The organism is Bradyrhizobium sp. RP6, assembly GCF_003837805.1.
GTDB lineage: Bacteria > Pseudomonadota > Alphaproteobacteria > Rhizobiales > Xanthobacteraceae > Bradyrhizobium.
Map to the genome: position 1 here is coordinate 72,538 of NZ_RQIT01000026.1, position 17,465 is coordinate 90,002.

The following is a 17,465-nucleotide window of genomic DNA, read 5'->3' on the forward strand; positions in this document are numbered from 1 at the left end:
CTGAGCGCCAGCGCCCGGCCGCGCCTGCGCTGGCTTCCTTTGGGGTTGCGCAGGCGCGAGAAACGCCCTTTAACCCCGCGAAACACCCTTCCGTCCGTCGAGGTCCATGACCATGTCCCGTCGCCTGATCTCCACCGGCTCGCCCCTCGAGAAGACCGTCGGCTACAGCCGCGCCGTGATCGACGGCGATTTTGCCTTCATCGCGGGAACGACCGGCTATGACTACACCACGATGACGATGCCGGCCGATGTCACGAGCCAGTCACGCAACTGCTTCAAGACCATCGAAGCCGCCCTGAAGGAGGGCGGATTCGAGATGGCCGACATCGTCCGTGCGACCTACTACGTCACCGACTCCAGCTACATCGACGCCCACTTCGCCGTCTGCGGCGAGGTTCTCGGCGACATCAGGCCGGCCGCGACGTTGCTGGTCGTCAGCGCCCTCGCCAAGCCCGAGATGAAGGTCGAGATCGAAGTCACCGCCAAGCGCCGCAGCATCTGACGAGCGCCGCAGCGCCTGATCTACCCCACCCTTGTCTGCCAGCACTTTCCGGAGAAACCATCCCATGAGCCCCGCCTCGCAGATCTACGCGAAGATCACCGGTCCCATCGTCATGGTCGGCTTCGGCTCCATCGGCAAAGGCACATTGCCATTGATCGAGCGGCATCTCGACTACGACAAGTCGCGCATCACCGTGCTCGATCCCAAGGACGAGGGCCGCAAGGCGCTTTGCGAGAAGCATAATGTCAGGTTCATCCAGAAGGGCCTGACCAAGGACAATTATCGCGAGGTGCTGACGCCGCTGCTCACCGAGGGCGGCGGCCAGGGCTTTTGCGTCAATCTCTCGGTCGATACCGGCTCGACCGACATCATGGAGCTCTGCAACGAGCTCGGCGCTCTCTATATCGACACCGTAAACGAGCCCTGGCTCGGCTTCTATTTCGATGCCTCCAAGGGACCGGAAGCGCGCTCCAACTACGCGCTGCGCGAAGTGACTCTGGCCGCCAAGAAGGCCCGCCCCGCGGGCTCCACCACGGCGGTCTCCTGCTGCGGCGCCAATCCCGGCATGGTCTCCTTCTTCGTCAAGCAGGCGCTGCTCAATGTTGCCGCCGACCTGAAGCTCAACGCCCCCAGGCCCAAGACCAGGGCCGAATGGGCAGACCTGATGCGGCAGGCCGGCATCAAGGGCATCCACATCGCCGAACGCGACACCCAGCGGTCCAAGAAACCGAAGGAGCCCGATGTCTTCGTCAACACCTGGTCGGTGGAAGGCTTCCTGTCGGAAGGCGTGCAGCCGTCGGAACTCGGCTGGGGCACCCATGAAAAATGGATGCCCGAGAATGCACGGACCCACGAAGCCGGCTGCGGCGCCGCCATCTATCTGATGCAGCCCGGCGCAAATACGCGCGTGCGCACCTGGTGCCCGACCCGCGGCGCGCAATATGGCTTTCTCGTCACCCACAACGAGTCGATCTCGATCGCCGACTACTTCACGGTGCGCGACGCATCGGGCAAGGCGATCTACCGGCCGACCTGCCACTACGCCTACCATCCGGCTGACGATGCCGTGCTGTCGCTGCATGAAATGTTCGGCCGCGCCGGGAAGATGCAGGAGAAGCACCACATCCTCGACGAGAACGAGATCGTCGACGGCATCGACGAACTCGGCGTGCTGCTGTTCGGCCACGACAACAATGCCTATTGGTACGGCTCGCAGCTCTCGATCGAGGAGACCCGCAAGCTGGCGCCCTATCAGAACGCCACCGGCCTGCAAGTGACCTCCGCCGTGCTCGGCGGCATGGTGTGGGCGCTGGAAAATCCCAACGAAGGCATCGTCGAAGCCGACGAGATGGACTTCGATCGCCTCCTCGAAATCCAGCTGCCGTATCTCGGCCCGGTGAAGGGCTTCTACACCGACTGGACGCCGCTGACGGATCGTCCCGGACTGTTCCCGGAGGATATCGACACCAGCGATCCCTGGCAGTTCCGGAATATTCTGGTGCGGTGAGGCGCCATCCCTGTCCACCCTGCATTCCGGGGTGCGCCACTTGGTGCGAGCCCGGAATGACGGAGAAACCTACTTCTCCTTGATCGGCGGCGCGATCTTCTCGGCCGGCGCCTGCGGCAATGCAGGCTTGGTCGCCGCACCCTGCGTCTGGGAATCCGGTCGCGCGGGCTCGGGGGCCGGCGTGGTGGGCCGGTCACCACCGGGCTTGGACTCCGCGGGCGTCTTGTTCTGATCGTCGGACGGAGTGCCCTGGAGCGGTGGCGTCGCCTGTGCCAGTTCCATCCGGCTTTCGGCGCGGATTTGCGCGAGCGACATCACCGACACCACGACGCCTGCTGCGAACAGCGCGCCGGCAATTGTCAGATCGAGCTTCAGTCTGCGCTTCTCATCTTGGCCGGGCATATCGATCACCGCCTTTGTCCGCGGGATCAACGAAACCGGGCCGCCCCGGTTCCCGGACCGAAGAGGCGGGAACCCACCCCTTGCGTGCCAAACGCCGCGCTCACTCGGTCGTGCTGACCTCCCAGGTGGCGTGGCGCACGCCCGGCAAATGCTGGAGATCAGTCGCCACCGCGTTCAGCTCGTTCGGATCGACCGCGGTCGCGACCAGCTTTGCTGCGATCTCCAGGATGTCGTCGCCGATCTCGGCCACATCGATGTCGGCCACCGAATATTTCGCACTCTCGAGCTTCTCGACCAGACGGTCGCGCATGTCCGGAAGAGCATCAGCCGCAACCGCGAGCTTGAAATAATACGTCGCCTCCAGCGCCTTCTCGTTCAGCGGGATGCGGTTGATGGCGTTGACGAGGGGACGCAGCATGGTGTTGCCGGCGATGACGAAGACGGTCAGCGCCGCAGCTTGCGCGATCATGTCGGCGCCGGCGCAGGAACCGACCGCTGCGGACGCCCACAGCGTTGCCGCGGTGTTGAGGCCGCGCACGTCCATGCCCTGCTTCATGATGACGCCGGCCCCCAGGAAACCGATGCCAGACACCACATAGGCGATCACCCGCACCGCACCGTCCGCACCTGCCAAGTTCATGGCGAGATCGACGAAGGCAGCGGCTCCGACCGCGACCAGCACATTCGTCCGCAGGCCCGCGGTGCGCTGGCGGTATTGCCGCTCGGCGCCGATTAGCGTGCCCAGCACGAAGGCCGTGGTCAGGCTGGCCAGCGTGTCCGCGAAATCGGCGAGCTGGAAGGTCGTGAGAAATCGCATGGTTCCCTATACGGCCGGAACCATGACAGATTAAAGCTCCAGCAGGCCGCCATCCCCATTTTCATCGGCAAAGGCCAGCAGCGTCCCCTTGGCGTTCCAGGCGAGCGCGGCCACGGCCGGCGTGCCGTTGCGGCGGACCAGGATCTCGGCGCCGTCTTCAAGACGCACCATCAGCACGGTGCCGTCGCTGTAACCGGCGGCGAGGATGTCGTTCTTGGGATGGCAAGCGACGACCGACACGCGCGCCTGCAGCGGGGCGAGCATCGCGGGCTCCTTGCCCATCGGGCCGTCCTTGCTGCCGAACGGCCATACGATGACGGTGTCGGCTCCCGAGGTCGCGAGCCCCTTGCCGCCGGCGCTCCAGGACATCGAGCGGACGCGGCCGGGATAGCCGGTCATGCGCATGTGCCTGTTGTCGGCAAGCCGCCAGCCATGCAGCGCCGGCTCGTGCATCGCGGTGACCAGGAATTTGTTGTCCGGGCTGAAGCTGACGCCGTGATGCGAACCGGCCCAGGCCAGGAATTCGGCTGATCCCGCCATGTTCGGAAACCACAGCGTCACGCCGTTGTAATGCGCGATCGCGAGCCGCAGGCCCTTCGGCGCGAAGGCAAGGCCGCCGACGGTCGAGGGCACCTCGAGCGACTTCTCCTCGGCCCTGCCGCTCTTGACGGTGGCCGTCTTGCCGGCCGACCAGGCGAAGGCACCGTCTGCGTGCAGCGCCACCGCATCGATCCAGCGCCGCTTCGGGTCGGTGGCGAGCAGCGTCACCTCGCCCTTGGCGTCGAGCGACACGACCTTGCCGTCGTCGCCGCCCATCACGAGGTGCTTGCCATCGGAAGCGGTCGAGAGAATGCCGCCACTGTGCACGGCAACCGTGGTGATCTCGCCTTTGCCATCGACGAATGCGACGTTTTCCTCGCCGCCGACGAAGGCGGCGCGCGGGCCAAGGAAATGCACCGAGGTCACGGCCATACCGAGCGTAACAGGCTTGACGCGGTCGGTGACTGAGACGATCGAGGCGGAATCGGGAGGCGGCGTGAACTCTTTCATCACGAGACGATGCAGCTCTCGAAACCCTTGCGGATCGCCTCTTCCGGCAATTCGCGGCCGATGAAGACGAGACGGCTCTCGCGCGGCTCGCCCTCCTTCCACTTCCGCTGGTGATTGCCCTCCAGCATCATGTGGACACCCTGGAAGACATAGCGGTCGTCGTCGTCATGGAAGGCGAGAATGCCCTTGGAGCGAAGGATCTTGCCGCCCTCGACCTGCACCAGGTTCTGGAGCCAGGGCATGAACACGTTCGGGTCGAGCGGCTTGTCGGTCTTGAGGGAGAGCGACTGCATCTCCTCATCATGATAGTGCTTCAGGCCGTGATCGTGGTGGTGATGGTCGTGGCCGTGATGGTGATGATCATGGTCGTGGTCATGATCGTCGGCCTCCAGGAAGTCCGGCTCGATGTCGAGGATGCGGTCGAGGTCGAACGCGCCGCGGTCGAGCACGTCGGCCAGCGCCACCGAGCAGCGCTCGGTGCGGTGGAGTTTCGCATAGGGGTTGATGCCGCGAATGCGCGCCTCGACCTCCGCGAGCTCGCCTTTGTTGACGAGGTCGGTCTTGTTCAGCACGATGACGTCGGCAAAGGCGATCTGGTTCTTGGCCTCGGGTGCGTCCTTCAGCCGGTCGGACAGCCACTTTGCGTCGGCGACCGTGACGACCGCGTCGAGCCGTGCGTTCTTCTGCACGTCCTCGTCGACGAAGAAGGTCTGAGCGACCGGCGCGGGATCGGCGAGGCCGGTGGTCTCGACGATGATGGCGTCGAACTTGCCCTTGCGCTTCATCAGTCCATCCATGATGCGGACGAGGTCGCCGCGCACGGTGCAGCAGATGCAGCCATTGTTCATCTCGAACACTTCCTCATCGGCGCCGATGATGAGGTCGTTGTCGATGCCGATCTCGCCGAATTCGTTGACGATGACGGCGTACTTCTTGCCGTGGTTTTCCGACAGGATGCGGTTCAGGAGCGTGGTCTTGCCGGCACCGAGATAGCCGGTCAGGACAGTCACGGGAATCTTTTGGGAGGTCGCTTCAGACATAACAACTCCGGACTTCGGGCTTGTCGCGCGACGCGAGGCGGGGTGGCCCCCGCCCTAGTGGTCAAGCGCGCTGGTCAGGGCCTTTATATTGTGCCTGACCATGTCAATGTAAGTGGGTGCAGCCCCCTTTTCGCCGGTCAAACCATCCGAAATCAGAGTCCCGCCGACCTTGGCGCCGCTCTCGGCCGCGATCCGGCGGATCAGGCGATCGTCGCTGATATTTTCCAGGAACACGGCCGGGATCTTCTGGGCCTTGATCTGGCTGATGATGGCCGCAATGTCGCGCGCGCTGGGTTCGGTTTCCGTCGAAACGCCCAGGGGGGCGATGAACCGGATACCGTACTCGGCGGAAAAATAGCCGAAGGCATCGTGGGTGGAGATCACCTTACGCCGCTCCGGCGGAATTTTCGCCACGGCGTCGCGGATCTCGCGGTCGAGCGTTTCGAGCTTTTCCAGATAGGCTTTGGCCTGGGCGCGGAAGAAGTCCGCCTCACCCGGGACGGCGGCGGCCAACGCATTGGCGATGTCGGTCACGTAGATCCTGGCGTTCGGGAGAGACTGCCAGGCGTGGGGATCCGCGGCTGAGCCAAGTTTCAGAGGTACGATTCCGGCGCTGGCAACGACGACCGTTGCCTTGCTGCCGGAAGATTGGACGAGACGCGGCAGCCAGCCCTCGAGGCCGAGTCCATTGACAATGACGAGCTTTGCATCCGCGACCCGCTTCGCGTCGGCGGGGGCCGGCGTGTAGACGTGGACGTCGCCGTCCGCGCCGACCAGCGTCGTCAGATCGATGCGGTCACCACCGACATTGCGGACGAAATCGCCGAGAATCGAGAAGCTCGCGACGACGTTGAGCCGCTCCGCGGCATGCAGCGGCGCGGCGACCAGCAACAGCGCACAAAACAGGATGAGCCGCATCGTCATGCTTCCAGATGCCGGCCGGGAAGCAGTTGCCGGACGATGCCGCCGACACGGCCGAACAGCACGGAGACGATGTAGAGCATCGTCGCCACGAGAATGATGGCGGGACCTGACGGCACACGGGTCTGGAACGACAGCACCAGCCCCGCATAGCCCGAGACCGCGGCGGCAACGACGGCGATGCAGATCATCTTGGTCAGATCTCGCGACCAGAACCGGGCAATGCCCGCGGGCAGGATCATGAGGCCGACCGCGAGCAGCGTACCGAGCGCCTGAAAGCCGTTGACGAGGTTGATGACGACGAGCGCGAGGAAGGCGAGATGCGCGGGGCCGCCGGCGCGGCTCACGGTGCGCAAAAACAGGGGATCGACGCTCTCGATCACCAGCGGGCGATAGATCACCGCGAGCACCAGCAGCGTCACCGTGGCATTGAAGGCGACTACCAGCAGCGTCTGATCGTCCATTGCGAGGATGTTGCCGAACAGCACGTGCAGCAGATCGATATTCGTGCCCTTGATCGAGACGATGGTGACGCCGAGCGCAAGCGAGGCCAGGTAGAAAGTCGCAAGCGAGGCGTCCTCCTTCAGCCCGGTCGAGCGGGCGACCACGCCGGCGAGGATCGCGACGGCAAAGCCGGCGATCAGGCCGCCGGCCGTCATCGCGAACAGGCTAAGGCCCGAGAGCAGGAATCCGACGGCCGCGCCGGGCAGGATCGCGTGCGCCATGGCGTCGCCGACGAGGCTCATCCGCCGCAGCATCAGGAATACGCCGATCGGCGCACCCGCCAGCGCCAGCGCGATCACGGCGGCGAGCGCCCGCCGCATGAACTCGAATTCGGTGAACGGACCGATCAGCGCGTCATAGATCATCGAACATCAAGCCGCCCGCGAGCTAATATCATCGGCCGCGCAGGCCGCGGCGCTGTCGTCGAAGGCCTCGCACATCCGCATCGCAACGATCAGGTTTTCCGGCGTCAGCACCTCCGCGGTCGGGCCCCACGCCACAGGGCCGCGCGCCAGCACCAGCGTTTCGGTGAAATGGTTGCGCACCATCTCCATGTCGTGCAGCGCGGCGAGCACGGTGCGGCCCTCGCCGTGCCAGCGCTTCACCAGCGCGAGCAGATCGGCCGTGGTCTTGCTGTCGACGGCGTTGAAGGGCTCGTCGAGCACGATCAGGCCCGCATCCTGGAGCAGCACGCGCGCGAACAGCACGCGCTGCATCTGGCCGCCCGAGAGCGTGCTGATCGGGCGGTTCTCGAAGCCATTGAGGCCGACGGACGCGATCGCGCCGAGGATTTTCTCGCGGGCGGCCTTGCCGATGCCACCGAACAGGCCAGTCGCGCGCCACAGCCCGGTGCCGACGAAGTCGAACACCGATATCGGGAAGCTGCGGTCGATCTCCGCGCTCTGCGGCAGATAGGCGATGTCGCGGGCATCGAGGCCGCCGAGATGGATGGTGCCATCGAGCGGTTTGAGGATGCCGACGATGCCGCGCAGCAGGGTCGACTTGCCGGCGCCGTTCGGGCCGATCACGGCGACAAGTGCACCCGGGGCGACCTCGCCGCTGAGATGGTGCACCGCCGGATGACGGTCATAGCCCAGCGTGACGTTGTGGAAATGCAGCGCCGCCATCCTCACCTCATCGCCAGAAGAACGACGCCCCAGAGCACGGCACAAACGGCGGCGGCAGCCGCGAGACGGCCCGCCATGGTCATGCGCAGGATCGACCAGGGCGCCGTCTGGGCCGGATGCGGAGACGCCGCATCATGAACATGGGCATGGCTGTGGTCGCGCCCGTGCGCATGCCCGTGTCCCTGGGCGTTGCCATCGGCATGGTCATGATGATGGGCACGGGACGCGGCGGGAACCATGCCAACAACGTTATATTATAACATTCCGCCTGTCCACGCCGGCTCACGGCTTGCCGATCAACATCGCGATGGCGGCGGCCACGAACGGGAACGGCACCGATACGGCGCAGCGGAACCAGACGAAACGGGCCGGCATGAACGGGATTTCCCACAAAATCACGCGCTGGAACGCGAACAGGGCCCAGGCGACGACATAGGCGACCACCTGGGGCACCCCGCCGCCGGACTTCAGCGCCACGGTGCCGATGGAGAAGCCGATCACCGGGCCGCCCGGCGTGGCGGCGCCGGCGACCACGGCGGCCGCGACCCCGAACCAACCGCTGTCAGGGCCGAGCCAGCCGGTGATGACCTCCTGCGGGATGATGGCGGCGATGTAGCCGGAGCCAATCACGCCGAGCGCAATCCGCGGCACGATGTTGATGAAGTCCATCGAGCCTTCGCGGAGCGAGGCCACGAACACGGGAGGGCCGCGGCGGAACGCGATCAGGCCGACGCCCAGCACCGAGCCCCATAGCAGGATGTCGATCAGAAGCGCTGCGCTCAACTCTCGTCGTCCTTCGCGAGCGGCTTGGGATAGAGCCTGACGTAGACGAAGCGGCCGAGGGCACCTGCGAGCACCGGCAGCGGCAGCGAGATCATGATCCGCCACAGCGTGAAATCGGTGCCCATGATCGGGATCTCCCAGGCGACCGCCCGGCCGTAGCCGATCAGGGTCCAGCTCACCACCATGGCGATGGTGGCTCCGAAATCGGCGCCAACCGCGAGCAGCGCACTGGCCACGGGATAGGCGGTGAAGGGACCGCCCGGCAGGATCGCGCCAAAGGCGGTGCCGATCAGAAGGCCCATCAGGCCGGATCTCGGCCCCAGCGAGCGCGAGACATTTTCGTGCGGCAGGATCTCGGAGATGAAGGCGCCGAGCAGGCAACCGGCCAGCACGCGCGGCAGGATGCCGCCGAACAGCGACAGGTCGTGGGTGAGAATGTCGAGGACGCCGTCGGCGCCGTCGCGCCGCCAGACCAGCGCCGCGCTCACCGCCACCAGGACTGCGATGATGATCGTCGACCAGCCGATCGGCTTGCGCACGCGCCCCGGCCGCGGCTCGGAGTCTGCGTCCTCGGCAGCCGGGTCTTTCGGGGAAGGTTCTGACAACGGGCTCGGTCGGGATCGAGGGGATGGCCCGTTCTGATTAGGAGCGCCGGCCGGGCGTTGCAAACGGAACGATCACAGGCCGATACGCGCACCGTGCAGGGCAATTCCGCACAGCAAAAAAGGCGGCCGCTGACGCGACCGCCTTTTTGACTTCCGTCATTCCGGGCCGCGCGAAGCGCGAGCCCGGAATCTCGAGATTCCGGGTCTGGTGCTGGCGCACCATCCCGGAAGGACGAGGTGAGAACTCAGGCCTTCTCGAACAGGGACTCCACGTATTCCCAGTTCACGAGGTTCTCGACGAACGCCTTGAGATAGTCGGGGCGGCGATTGCGATAGTCGATGTAGTAGGAGTGCTCCCAGACGTCGCAGCCGAGGATCGGGGTGGCGCCGTGCACCAGCGGATTCTCGCCGTTCGGGGTCTTGGAGATTTCGAGCTTGCCGTTCTTGACCTGGAGCCAGCACCAACCGGAGCCGAACTGGCCGACACCGGCCGCCTGGAAGTCGGTCTTGAACTTCTCGAAGCCGCCGAGGTCCTCGTTGATCTTCTTCTCGAGCTTGCCGGGCAGCTTGGTGCCGCCGCCATTGGGCTTCATCCAGCTCCAGAAGTGGATGTGGTTGTAGTGCTGGCCGGCATTGTTGAACACCGCGGGGTTCTTGCCGAACGAGCCCTTGACGATCTCTTCAAGGGACTTGCCTTCCCATTCGGTCCCCTTGAGCGCGTTGTTGCCGTTGGTGACGTAGGCCTGATGATGCTTGTCGTGATGATATTCCAGCGTCTCCTTCGACATGTACTGGCCGAGGGCGTCATAGGCGTAAGGGAGTGGGGGCAGCGTAAAGGTCATGGGTTCTTGTCCGCAACTGGTGGGGAACGAGTTCTAACGGTCACCCCTTATAGAAGGTTCCGCCGCCATTAAATACCTCAGAATTTCGAAAACGCGTGACCGGGGCGCTTAGCACAATTGCATAAAATCGTCGCAGCACGCGGACATCTGCGCGGTCGTGGTGGCTCGATACAAAATATCATTGCCTTTGAGGCGCTTATGGCAGAACCAATGCCCTGCGCACCGACGTTGCGAAGGACAGAGCCATGAGCATCGAGATCGACATATTGAACGGCGACGCCTCGTGGCCGATGGCCGAGCCGCTACTTCAGGCGGTCTGGGCACCGCAGTTGGTCGCAGGCAAGCCCTGGGCTCATGTCAAATGGGCCAATGCCGATCTCCGCGTGCTGGTCGAGACGCCCGAGGATGGTCTCGTGTGCCATGTCGGCATCTACTTCCGCACCATCACCTGGAACGGACAGAAGGTTCACGTCGGCGGCATCGGCGGCGTCTGCACGCGTGAGGACCGGCGCGGCCGCGGCTATGCGACCATCGCGATCGACGCCGCGGTGCATACCATGCGCGCCAACGAGGCGGTCCGCTTCGGGCTGCTGTTCTGCGAGCCGCATAATTTCGCGTTCTACGAGGCCCGCAAATGGCAGCCGTTCAAAGGCGAGGTCTATTGCGAGCAGCCGGAGGGGCGGATCCGCTTCGACTACATGGCGCCGTATGTCCTCGACATCGTGCGCGCTCCGACGCTCGGAACCATCGACCTATGCGGCCTGCCGTGGTGAGCCCTGCGTGAGCGAGGGCTGCACCGGCTGCCGCACGTCTTATAATATGTCGATCATCATTTAATATTCCACCCGGTGAACATGACGATCGACGCCCCTGCAGACGCCGTCCCGCCGGTTGCGCCGGTTGCCTCCCCCATCGCCAGCCTCCTGACCTCGCCGATCCTGCCGACGCTGCTGCGGCTCGCGATTCCCAACATGATCGCGATGGTCGGCAGCACGCTGGTTGCGATCGCCGAGACCTCCTATATCGGCCGGCTCGGCACCATTCCGCTCGCCGCGATCGCACTGGTGTTTCCGTTCGCGATGCTGACGCAGATGATGAGCGCGGGCGCGATGGGCGGCGGTGTCTCCTCTGCGATCAGCCGCGCGCTCGGTGCCGGGGATCGCGACCGCGCCGCGACGCTGGCGCTGCATGCCGCCATCATCGGCCTTTGCGGCGGGCTGTTCTTCACGGTGATGATGCTCGCCTTCGGCCGCTCCCTCTTCGCGCTGCTCGGCGGCCGCGAGCGCGTTCTCGAGGAAGCCGTTGGCTATTCGCAGGTGCTGTTCTCCGGCGCGGTCGCGATCTGGCTCGTCAACACGCTGGCCTCGGTGATCCGCGGCACCGGTGACATGCGCCTGCCTTCGATGATTCTGATCGGCGCGAGCGCGCTGCAGATCGTGCTCGGCGGCACCCTCGGGCTCGGCCTGTTCGGAGTGCCGCGATTCGGCATGCCGGGTGTCGCGAGCGGGCAGCTGATCGCGTTCAGCTGCGCCGCGATCTTCTTCCTCTGGTATCTGTTGTCCGGGCGCAGCCGGCTGCCGCTCGACATCCGAGCGTTTCATTTCGAGCGCGCGATGTTCCTGGACATCCTCAAAGTCGGCGCGGTGGCCTGTTTGTCGCCGCTCCAGACCGTGCTTACCATCCTGATCTTCACAAAGATCCTCGCGACCTTCGGCACCGAGATGCTGGCAGGCTATGGCATCGGATCGCGGCTGGAATTTCTGCTGATTCCGATCACCTTCGCCTTCGGCATCGCCTCGGTGCCGATGGTCGGCATGGCGATCGGCGCCGGACACGTGAAGCGCGCGCGGCATGTGGCCTGGGCAGCGGCTGCGGCCTCCGGACTCACAGTCGGCCTGATCGGCCTCACCGTTGCGCTCGCTCCGTCGCTGTGGGTCGGGCTCTTCACGCGGGATCCCGGCGTCACCGCCGCTGCGCACAGCTATTTCCACTGGGCCGGTCCGGCCTTCGTGTTCTTCGGCATGGGTGTGTCGTTATACTTCTCGTCACAGGGCGCGGCACGCGTCGGCGGGCCCGTGCTCGCCTCGACGGCGCGGCTCCTGATCGTGGCGATCGGCGGCGTCGGACTCATGGCTGCGCAAGCTCCGGCCTGGACTTTGTTCGCGCTGGTCGGCGGCGCCATGGTGGCGTTCGGGCTGTCGACCGCGGCCTCGGTCGCCTTCGTGCGATGGGGCAAATGAGCGCAGGCAAATCGTTCAAGCCGTTGAACGCAGGAAAGTGATTCCAGCCGGCGTTGCACTATCCTACCGGGCTGCTATGGAGGCGCTCCATTTTGGGGGCCTTCCATGACGTCCAGATTCGCAGCTCTCAGCGTCCTCCTCGCCGCGTTGCTTGGCACATCTGGCGCTCGTGCGCAGAGCGCCGATGGGACTTGGCTCACGCAGGCGGGCGACGCGCGCGTGAAGATCAGCAAATGCGGCGGCATCTGCGGCCACATCGTCTGGCTGCGCGAGCCCTACGACACCTCGACCGGTCAGCCCGCCACCGACAGCAAGAATCCCAATCCCGCGCTCGCAAGACGCCCGATGATCGGCCTGCCATTGTTCAGCGACATGCAGTCCGCAGGTCCGAACAAATGGTCGGGGCAGATCTACAATGCCGACGACGGCAGCACCTATGCGAGCAACATCAGCCTGACTGGCGCGGACTCGCTGCGGGTCGAAGGCTGCGTCGGGGCGCTCTGTGGCGGCGAGACCTGGACGCGCGCGGGACGGTAGTCTGTGTCCCGGACGCGATCTTCTCACGCCATCATCGCTTTCAACGCCGTCGCCGCCGAGGCATAGCCGCCTCGGGCGCCGTCGATGAAGTGGACGTGGTCGCTGCGCAGCGCCGACGGCGTGAAGCAGGTCATCATCGCGGCATCCTGCGGATGGAGGCCGTACCGGACGATGCCGTCGCGCGCGGCTGCCGCGAGACGATCGCTCAACAGTCGCTCGAGCTGCGGGGTGCAGTCGAGAATCATGCGCAGGCCGTCGTCATACTTGCGGAAGTCGGAGTTCTCGACGACTTGGCGCTTGTAGAGACTGGGCACGAAACCGCCGATCTTGATGTCGAAGCGCATGATCAGATAGGCGAACAGCGTATAGGCCAGCACGCTGGCCCTGCGCGCGAGCAGCGAACCGCCGCGCCTGGTGCGGGCTTCGAATTCCACCCCCTGCGGCGGCCATTTCAGCGGCGGCCCCTGCGGTGGCACCGGACGGCCCCCTTCCGGGCTGCGCTCGACGAGATGGATGATGTCCTCGATCACCTTTCGGAAGGCGTGCGGATCGACGCCGCGCACCGGCATCACCAGCACCGACAGGATCAGGCCGCGCGCAGCCGGCATCACTTCGAAACGGCACGACAGGCCCGAGAGGTCCGGTTGTGCGCCGGCGGGCGCCGCCGTGACCGCAAACTCGCCACGCTTCATCGCGGCGTCGGCCCAAGCGAGTCCTCCGCCCGAGAACATCGCATAGGACAGGTTTGCCGACGGCCCGAAGCGGGCGACGCGCACGTCAAGGCCTTGAGCGCGAATGATGCTGACCGGCACCAGCGCGATGCGCATGATCAGATCGAGATCTTCCCGCACCCAGGTCGCGGTCGCAGCCAGCGCCTCGCGGGCAAGTTCGAGATCGTCTGGCGCAACCGCGAAGCTTGCGCCGTCGCCGCCGAACACGAAGGGGAATTCGCGTCCTCCCAACGCGTTCGTCACCGCCGCGATCACGGCGGCGCCAGCCATGTTGACCGCCTTGTAGCGCTGCGCCGCGATCGCCTTGGTCGAATCGACGATGTCGGCAACACCGATGCTCCAGTCGTCCGGGAGCGGCGAATACAGCGCAGGGTCCATCAGGCTGGTGAAGCCTCGGAACACCGGAATGCCGCCATAGAAGGATTCGCCAGAGGTCATCGGGGATGCCGGATGGTTGGAGTGCGAAACAAATACGTGGGAGGATCGATCCGGGTTCGCTGACCGGCGCCCCATACAATCATTGGCCGAAACCGACCCTGACAACAAGATACGGCAGCGTTGCAACGCCGCGGCGGGATCATTGATCGGCATCAAACGACCGCCGAGGGAGACCGGATATCGTCGCTCAGCTCCAAGGGATTGCATGGGATGATCGAGGTGCCCGACTTCGGCAACAAGGACTCCACCTCGCCGGTCCGCCGGCGCACGGGTATCGACCCGATCAGCGCGGTGAAAATGCCCGAGAGGCTGACGGCAGCCGTCGACGCCTGGGCTGAAGCTCATCACCTGACCCGCTCGGATGCGATCTGCAAGTTGATCGAGCTGGGCCTGAATATCCCGCGGCCGGTCCTCACGCCGGTGCACCCGATCGAATCGGAGGCCACCAGGATCGAGGAGATCGCCGTCCACGAGATCGAGACGCTGCTCGACCCGGCGTTGCCGGCGGACGAACGCGAGCGCCGCATCCGCCGCCTCACCGAAGGGCCGCCCGAATTCTCACACGAACGGATTGACCTGCCGAAGGACTTACCGAAGCAGCGGACGTGAACAGTTAACGCGTGATGAGCCTGGATGGATCGTCATCGCGCTTTGGTTCATCCGTGTGAACATGATCTCGTCGGAAAGCCGCTGCACACCGTTCCGGATCATGCTCTAGTGCAGCTTCACGTCCTGACGCTTGCGCAGCGGATCGAGAGACGCATCATGGCAGCCGACAAGGCGCACGAATTGCTGCGGGTGTATTTCATGCCCGTGACTGCCGGAATTCTGATGCGACATCGGCGGGCAGTGGACATCGTCCGACTTCGCACGGGATTCTTCCGTGCAGCCCCGATTTGAAGCGGTCATGTTCGGCGTGGTCATGGACTGCTCCCCGTCGATTAGGGCAGATCGATTGACGTAACCCAACCGATTGCGGGGCATCTTACGACCAAATCCGGCTGAATGTCATTGTGCCGGATCAATGCGATCATGATGGCTGAGTTCCGCTTATGCCGTATTCCCCGCGTCGACGGTGAACACCGTTCCGGTGACATTGCGGCCGCCTTCCCCCAGCAGATATTCCACCATGCGTGCGACGTCGTCCGTCTGCGGCAGGCGACGCAGCGCGCTGCGGCCGGCGATGCGCTTGCGTCCCTCGTCGGAGAGATTATGCGTGAGCTCGGTGTCGATGAAACCCGGTGCGATCGCGTTCACGGTGATGCCGAGCTTGCCGACCTCCCGGGCGAGCGAGCGGGTGAAGCCGGTGGCGGCAGCCTTGGTCGCGCCGTAGACCGACAGGCCATTGTAGCCCGTGGTCGCGATGATCGAGGAGATGTTGATGATGCGACCGGCGCCATCGGCCATCATCTGCCGCGCGACATATTTGGTGAGGATGATCGGCGACAGCACGTTGAGCTGCACCAGTGCCGCGATCTCGGAATTGTGCATGGTGGCGAGCAAGCCTTCGGTGCCGAGGCCGGCGTTGTTGACGAGGCCGTAGATCGGGCCGAATTCGTCGCGCACGAGCTTTGCGAAGGCCGGTATTGCATCGATCACCGCAAGATCGCAGGCGCGGAAATGCAGGCGCCCGTCGGACTTGGCGATCGCCGCCCTGAGCTCGTCGGTCTCGCGCCGCGCCGCCGCGATCACGTTGAAGCCACCGCCGACGAGGCGCGTTGCAATGGCAAGGCCGATACCGCGGCTGCCGCCGGTGACCAGAACGTTATGCATCGGTGCGCGCCAGTTTGCCGGCCGGGGTGACGTCGAGCGCCTCGACGAAGCGGATCACCGCCGGCACCTTGTGGGACGCGAGCCGGGCGCGACACTGATCCAGGATCTGGTCGCGAATCTCTTTCGCGCGCGCCGGATCGGTGCCCTCAGTGAGGATCACGTCGGCGACGACGATGCCGCCGGTGATCGGGCTGCGGCGCGACTTCGCGCGCGACATCCGCACGTCGGGATGGCGGTTGATCACCGCCTCGATTTCCTCGGGGTGGACCTTCAGCCCGCCGATATTGATGATGCCACCGCGACGGCCGACGAAGTAATAACGGTCGCCGCGCAGCTCGACGATGTCGCCGCTGTCGACAAAGCCGTCGGCATCGGTGAGCGCCGCCGCGTTGCGGCCGACATAGGCATGCGCGGTGCGCGCCGAGCGGATCCGCAGCGAGCCGTCGACGACCTTCATCTCGACGCCGTTGCGACTGCCGAGATAATTGGCCGGAAAGCCTTCCAGCCCGTCATTCACGGCGAAGCCGACGCCGGCCTCGGTCGAGGCATAGGCGTGACCGACAGAAGCATTGGGGAACGCCGCCTTCAAGCCGTCGAGCACAGCCTGGTCGGCGATCTCGCCGGAAAGGCGGACATAGGCCGGGGCGAACTGCGCGGCCGCGCCGCTCATCAGGAGCTTGCGCCAATGCGAGGGCGTGCCCGAGATGTGCGAGACGCCGCGCGCATTCAACCGAGCGACATGGTCGCCGAGCGCTTCATGCGGATCGGACAGCACCATCGAGCCGCCGGACAGGATGGCGCGGAGGAAGATCTGCAGGCCGCCGTAGCGGCGAATGTCGTAGAACGTCGCCCATACCGGCGCCGGACCGCGCGTCGGACCCTCGGCAACGATCGCGCCGGTCAGCGCCTTCAGCATATGACCAGCGATCTTTGGCACGCCCGAGGTGCCCGACGTCAACATCAACCATTCGGTCGCACGCTCGCTCGTGGCCGGCGTGGTGGCATGAAGCGGCAAATGCGCGGTGACGACCAGCGGAACGCCGGTGCGGACCCAGCGATCGGGCTCGTCGGTGACGACGGCATCGATGCCGGCATCAGCGATTAACGAATCGAGATGCGCCGGGTTGAGATCGGGCGGACACAGCAGCATGCGGCGGGCGATGCCGTCGAGCTCGATCATGGCAAGGCCTGACCGGAGCTGGTCGGACAGCTTGAGCAGCACGGCGCGGCCCGCCAGCTCGCACAGGCGGCCGCCCAGAACCGTGTGCGACAGGACGTCGGTCAGCGACACGACGTCGTGCGCATCGGAAATCGTGCGGCCTTTCAGCTCCGCACCGAGATGGTCGCGAAGCGCAAAGATCTCACGCGGGGACATTTTCGTAGGCCCGCACGAAATCGCCCACAGTGGCGGGGAACGCTGCGTCCTCGGAAATGGTGAAGGGGTCGACGCCGATCTCGTCCTCGAGGCGCGCCACAAGAATCGCAAAGGCGAGCGAGTCGAAGCCCGTCTCGTGCAGGGACAGATCGTCCGAGAGTGCGGGCAGCGCGACGTGCTGCTCCTTGGCGATCTGCTGGATCGCTTCAATGACCTTTGACCTTACCGACATGGCTGGCTCGCTTTTCGTTATCGTTCGTGTTGCGGCGGC

General features: G+C 65.1%; 22 protein-coding genes. 6 read left to right on the forward strand and 16 right to left on the reverse strand.

Translation table 11 applies throughout. The features are described 5' to 3' along the window. Window positions 1-112: 112 nt before the first annotated feature. A complete protein-coding gene (locus EHH60_RS31685; RefSeq protein ID WP_124163303.1) occupies window positions 113-502 on the forward strand; it encodes a RidA family protein in 390 nt (129 codons plus the stop codon). 64 nt (window positions 503-566) lie between these two features. After that, window positions 567-2,009: a homospermidine synthase gene (locus tag EHH60_RS31690; protein WP_124163266.1), complete on the forward strand. Its 1,443-nt coding sequence runs from the start codon at window positions 567-569 to the stop codon at window positions 2,007-2,009. A gap of 69 nt (window positions 2,010-2,078) precedes the next feature. On the opposite strand, the gene EHH60_RS37785 is transcribed toward EHH60_RS31690, so the two are convergent. The 11 genes from EHH60_RS37785 to EHH60_RS31745 all read right to left on the reverse strand — a co-directional run bounded on the left by EHH60_RS37785 (window position 2,079) and on the right by EHH60_RS31745 (window position 10,100). After that, the gene (locus tag EHH60_RS37785) at window positions 2,079-2,411 is read right to left on the reverse strand and encodes a hypothetical protein (RefSeq protein WP_199752288.1); all 333 of its coding nucleotides are present in this window, start codon (window positions 2,409-2,411) and stop codon (window positions 2,079-2,081) included. 100 nt (window positions 2,412-2,511) lie between these two features. Then, window positions 2,512-3,228 carry an MgtC/SapB family protein gene (locus tag EHH60_RS31700; RefSeq protein WP_124163268.1) on the reverse strand — a complete coding sequence of 239 codons (717 nt, stop codon included), beginning with the start codon at window positions 3,226-3,228 and terminating at the stop codon, window positions 2,512-2,514. Window positions 3,229-3,258: 30 nt separating this feature from the next. Then, entirely contained in the window at window positions 3,259-4,278 is a 1,020-nt protein-coding gene (locus tag EHH60_RS31705) for a WD40 repeat domain-containing protein (RefSeq protein WP_199752290.1), read from the reverse strand. Next, window positions 4,278-5,318, reverse strand: coding sequence for a CobW family GTP-binding protein (locus EHH60_RS31710; RefSeq protein WP_124163270.1), 1,041 nt, complete (start codon window positions 5,316-5,318; stop codon window positions 4,278-4,280). The genes EHH60_RS31705 and EHH60_RS31710 overlap by 1 nt, the downstream gene beginning before the upstream one ends. A gap of 54 nt (window positions 5,319-5,372) precedes the next feature. Then, window positions 5,373-6,236 carry a metal ABC transporter substrate-binding protein gene (locus EHH60_RS31715; RefSeq protein WP_199752300.1) on the reverse strand — a complete coding sequence of 288 codons (864 nt, stop codon included), beginning with the start codon at window positions 6,234-6,236 and terminating at the stop codon, window positions 5,373-5,375. A gap of 2 nt (window positions 6,237-6,238) precedes the next feature. After that, window positions 6,239-7,108, reverse strand: a complete 870-nt coding sequence (locus EHH60_RS31720; protein WP_124163272.1) for a metal ABC transporter permease — start codon at window positions 7,106-7,108, stop codon at window positions 6,239-6,241. A 6-nt stretch (window positions 7,109-7,114) separates the two neighbouring features. Then, entirely contained in the window at window positions 7,115-7,870 is a 756-nt protein-coding gene (locus EHH60_RS31725; RefSeq protein ID WP_199752292.1) for a metal ABC transporter ATP-binding protein, read from the reverse strand. Between the two features lie 2 nt (window positions 7,871-7,872). Continuing rightward, window positions 7,873-8,109 (reverse strand): hypothetical protein, encoded by a 237-nt coding sequence (locus tag EHH60_RS38210; RefSeq protein ID WP_124163274.1) that lies wholly within the window; start codon window positions 8,107-8,109, stop codon window positions 7,873-7,875. Window positions 8,110-8,152: 43 nt separating this feature from the next. After that, entirely contained in the window at window positions 8,153-8,653 is a 501-nt protein-coding gene (locus EHH60_RS31735; RefSeq protein ID WP_124163275.1) for a hypothetical protein, read from the reverse strand. Beyond that, window positions 8,650-9,258: a permease gene (locus tag EHH60_RS31740; protein WP_124163276.1), complete on the reverse strand. Its 609-nt coding sequence runs from the start codon at window positions 9,256-9,258 to the stop codon at window positions 8,650-8,652. Before EHH60_RS31740 ends, EHH60_RS31735 begins: the two co-directional genes overlap by 4 nt. Before the next feature lie 245 nt (window positions 9,259-9,503). Next, a complete protein-coding gene (locus tag EHH60_RS31745; protein ID WP_027573470.1) occupies window positions 9,504-10,100 on the reverse strand; it encodes a superoxide dismutase in 597 nt (198 codons plus the stop codon). Between the two features lie 245 nt (window positions 10,101-10,345). On the opposite strand from EHH60_RS31745, the gene EHH60_RS31750 reads away from it, so the two are divergent. The 3 genes from EHH60_RS31750 (at window position 10,346) to EHH60_RS31760 (ending at window position 12,877) form a co-directional block, all read left to right on the forward strand. Continuing rightward, complete coding sequence (locus tag EHH60_RS31750; RefSeq protein ID WP_124163277.1) at window positions 10,346-10,873, forward strand: GNAT family N-acetyltransferase; 528 nt, start codon at window positions 10,346-10,348, stop codon at window positions 10,871-10,873. Between the two features lie 81 nt (window positions 10,874-10,954). Next, a complete protein-coding gene (locus EHH60_RS31755) occupies window positions 10,955-12,340 on the forward strand; it encodes an MATE family efflux transporter (protein WP_199752294.1) in 1,386 nt (461 codons plus the stop codon). 105 nt (window positions 12,341-12,445) lie between these two features. Further along, window positions 12,446-12,877, forward strand: coding sequence for a DUF2147 domain-containing protein (locus EHH60_RS31760; RefSeq protein ID WP_124163279.1), 432 nt, complete (start codon window positions 12,446-12,448; stop codon window positions 12,875-12,877). Window positions 12,878-12,900: 23 nt separating this feature from the next. Here the strand turns inward: EHH60_RS31760 and EHH60_RS31765 are convergent, their stop codons facing one another. After that, window positions 12,901-14,046 (reverse strand): DUF3095 domain-containing protein, encoded by a 1,146-nt coding sequence (locus EHH60_RS31765; protein WP_124163280.1) that lies wholly within the window; start codon window positions 14,044-14,046, stop codon window positions 12,901-12,903. Between the two features lie 210 nt (window positions 14,047-14,256). Between EHH60_RS31765 and EHH60_RS31770 the strand changes: the two genes are divergently transcribed. Further along, window positions 14,257-14,655, forward strand: a complete 399-nt coding sequence (locus EHH60_RS31770) for a hypothetical protein (protein WP_124163281.1) — start codon at window positions 14,257-14,259, stop codon at window positions 14,653-14,655. A gap of 105 nt (window positions 14,656-14,760) precedes the next feature. Here the strand turns inward: EHH60_RS31770 and EHH60_RS31775 are convergent, their stop codons facing one another. From EHH60_RS31775 to EHH60_RS31790, 4 genes are all read right to left on the reverse strand, one after another. Beyond that, entirely contained in the window at window positions 14,761-14,970 is a 210-nt protein-coding gene (locus EHH60_RS31775) for a hypothetical protein (RefSeq protein ID WP_124163282.1), read from the reverse strand. A gap of 126 nt (window positions 14,971-15,096) precedes the next feature. Further along, complete coding sequence (locus tag EHH60_RS31780; protein ID WP_124163283.1) at window positions 15,097-15,819, reverse strand: SDR family NAD(P)-dependent oxidoreductase; 723 nt, start codon at window positions 15,817-15,819, stop codon at window positions 15,097-15,099. Then, entirely contained in the window at window positions 15,812-17,194 is a 1,383-nt protein-coding gene (locus EHH60_RS31785; protein ID WP_199752296.1) for a class I adenylate-forming enzyme family protein, read from the reverse strand. The genes EHH60_RS31780 and EHH60_RS31785 overlap by 8 nt, the downstream gene beginning before the upstream one ends. Further along, window positions 17,181-17,426, reverse strand: a complete 246-nt coding sequence (locus EHH60_RS31790) for an acyl carrier protein (protein WP_124163285.1) — start codon at window positions 17,424-17,426, stop codon at window positions 17,181-17,183. The genes EHH60_RS31785 and EHH60_RS31790 overlap by 14 nt, the downstream gene beginning before the upstream one ends. Window positions 17,427-17,465 lie beyond the last annotated feature (39 nt).

What these genes read in the sequence shown, in the direction of transcription:
- EHH60_RS31685 (WP_124163303.1), top strand. Translation starts at nt 113, where the DNA reads ATGTCCCGTCGCCTGATCTCCACCGGCTCGCCCCTCGAGAAGACCGTC.
- EHH60_RS31690 (WP_124163266.1), top strand. Translation starts at nt 567, where the DNA reads ATGAGCCCCGCCTCGCAGATCTACGCGAAGATCACCGGTCCCATCGTC.
- EHH60_RS37785 (WP_199752288.1), bottom strand. Translation starts at nt 2,411, where the DNA reads ATGCCCGGCCAAGATGAGAAGCGCAGACTGAAGCTCGATCTGACAATT.
- EHH60_RS31700 (WP_124163268.1), bottom strand. Translation starts at nt 3,228, where the DNA reads ATGCGATTTCTCACGACCTTCCAGCTCGCCGATTTCGCGGACACGCTG.
- EHH60_RS31705 (WP_199752290.1), bottom strand. Translation starts at nt 4,278, where the DNA reads ATGAAAGAGTTCACGCCGCCTCCCGATTCCGCCTCGATCGTCTCAGTC.
- EHH60_RS31710 (WP_124163270.1), bottom strand. Translation starts at nt 5,318, where the DNA reads ATGTCTGAAGCGACCTCCCAAAAGATTCCCGTGACTGTCCTGACCGGC.
- EHH60_RS31715 (WP_199752300.1), bottom strand. Translation starts at nt 6,236, where the DNA reads ATGCGGCTCATCCTGTTTTGTGCGCTGTTGCTGGTCGCCGCGCCGCTG.
- EHH60_RS31720 (WP_124163272.1), bottom strand. Translation starts at nt 7,108, where the DNA reads ATGATCTATGACGCGCTGATCGGTCCGTTCACCGAATTCGAGTTCATG.
- EHH60_RS31725 (WP_199752292.1), bottom strand. Translation starts at nt 7,870, where the DNA reads ATGGCGGCGCTGCATTTCCACAACGTCACGCTGGGCTATGACCGTCAT.
- EHH60_RS38210 (WP_124163274.1), bottom strand. Translation starts at nt 8,109, where the DNA reads ATGGTTCCCGCCGCGTCCCGTGCCCATCATCATGACCATGCCGATGGC.
- EHH60_RS31745 (WP_027573470.1), bottom strand. Translation starts at nt 10,100, where the DNA reads ATGACCTTTACGCTGCCCCCACTCCCTTACGCCTATGACGCCCTCGGC.
- EHH60_RS31750 (WP_124163277.1), top strand. Translation starts at nt 10,346, where the DNA reads ATGAGCATCGAGATCGACATATTGAACGGCGACGCCTCGTGGCCGATG.
- EHH60_RS31755 (WP_199752294.1), top strand. Translation starts at nt 10,955, where the DNA reads ATGACGATCGACGCCCCTGCAGACGCCGTCCCGCCGGTTGCGCCGGTT.
- EHH60_RS31760 (WP_124163279.1), top strand. Translation starts at nt 12,446, where the DNA reads ATGACGTCCAGATTCGCAGCTCTCAGCGTCCTCCTCGCCGCGTTGCTT.
- EHH60_RS31765 (WP_124163280.1), bottom strand. Translation starts at nt 14,046, where the DNA reads ATGACCTCTGGCGAATCCTTCTATGGCGGCATTCCGGTGTTCCGAGGC.
- EHH60_RS31770 (WP_124163281.1), top strand. Translation starts at nt 14,257, where the DNA reads ATGATCGAGGTGCCCGACTTCGGCAACAAGGACTCCACCTCGCCGGTC.
- EHH60_RS31775 (WP_124163282.1), bottom strand. Translation starts at nt 14,970, where the DNA reads ATGACCACGCCGAACATGACCGCTTCAAATCGGGGCTGCACGGAAGAA.
- EHH60_RS31780 (WP_124163283.1), bottom strand. Translation starts at nt 15,819, where the DNA reads ATGCATAACGTTCTGGTCACCGGCGGCAGCCGCGGTATCGGCCTTGCC.
- EHH60_RS31785 (WP_199752296.1), bottom strand. Translation starts at nt 17,194, where the DNA reads ATGTCCCCGCGTGAGATCTTTGCGCTTCGCGACCATCTCGGTGCGGAG.
- EHH60_RS31790 (WP_124163285.1), bottom strand. Translation starts at nt 17,426, where the DNA reads ATGTCGGTAAGGTCAAAGGTCATTGAAGCGATCCAGCAGATCGCCAAG.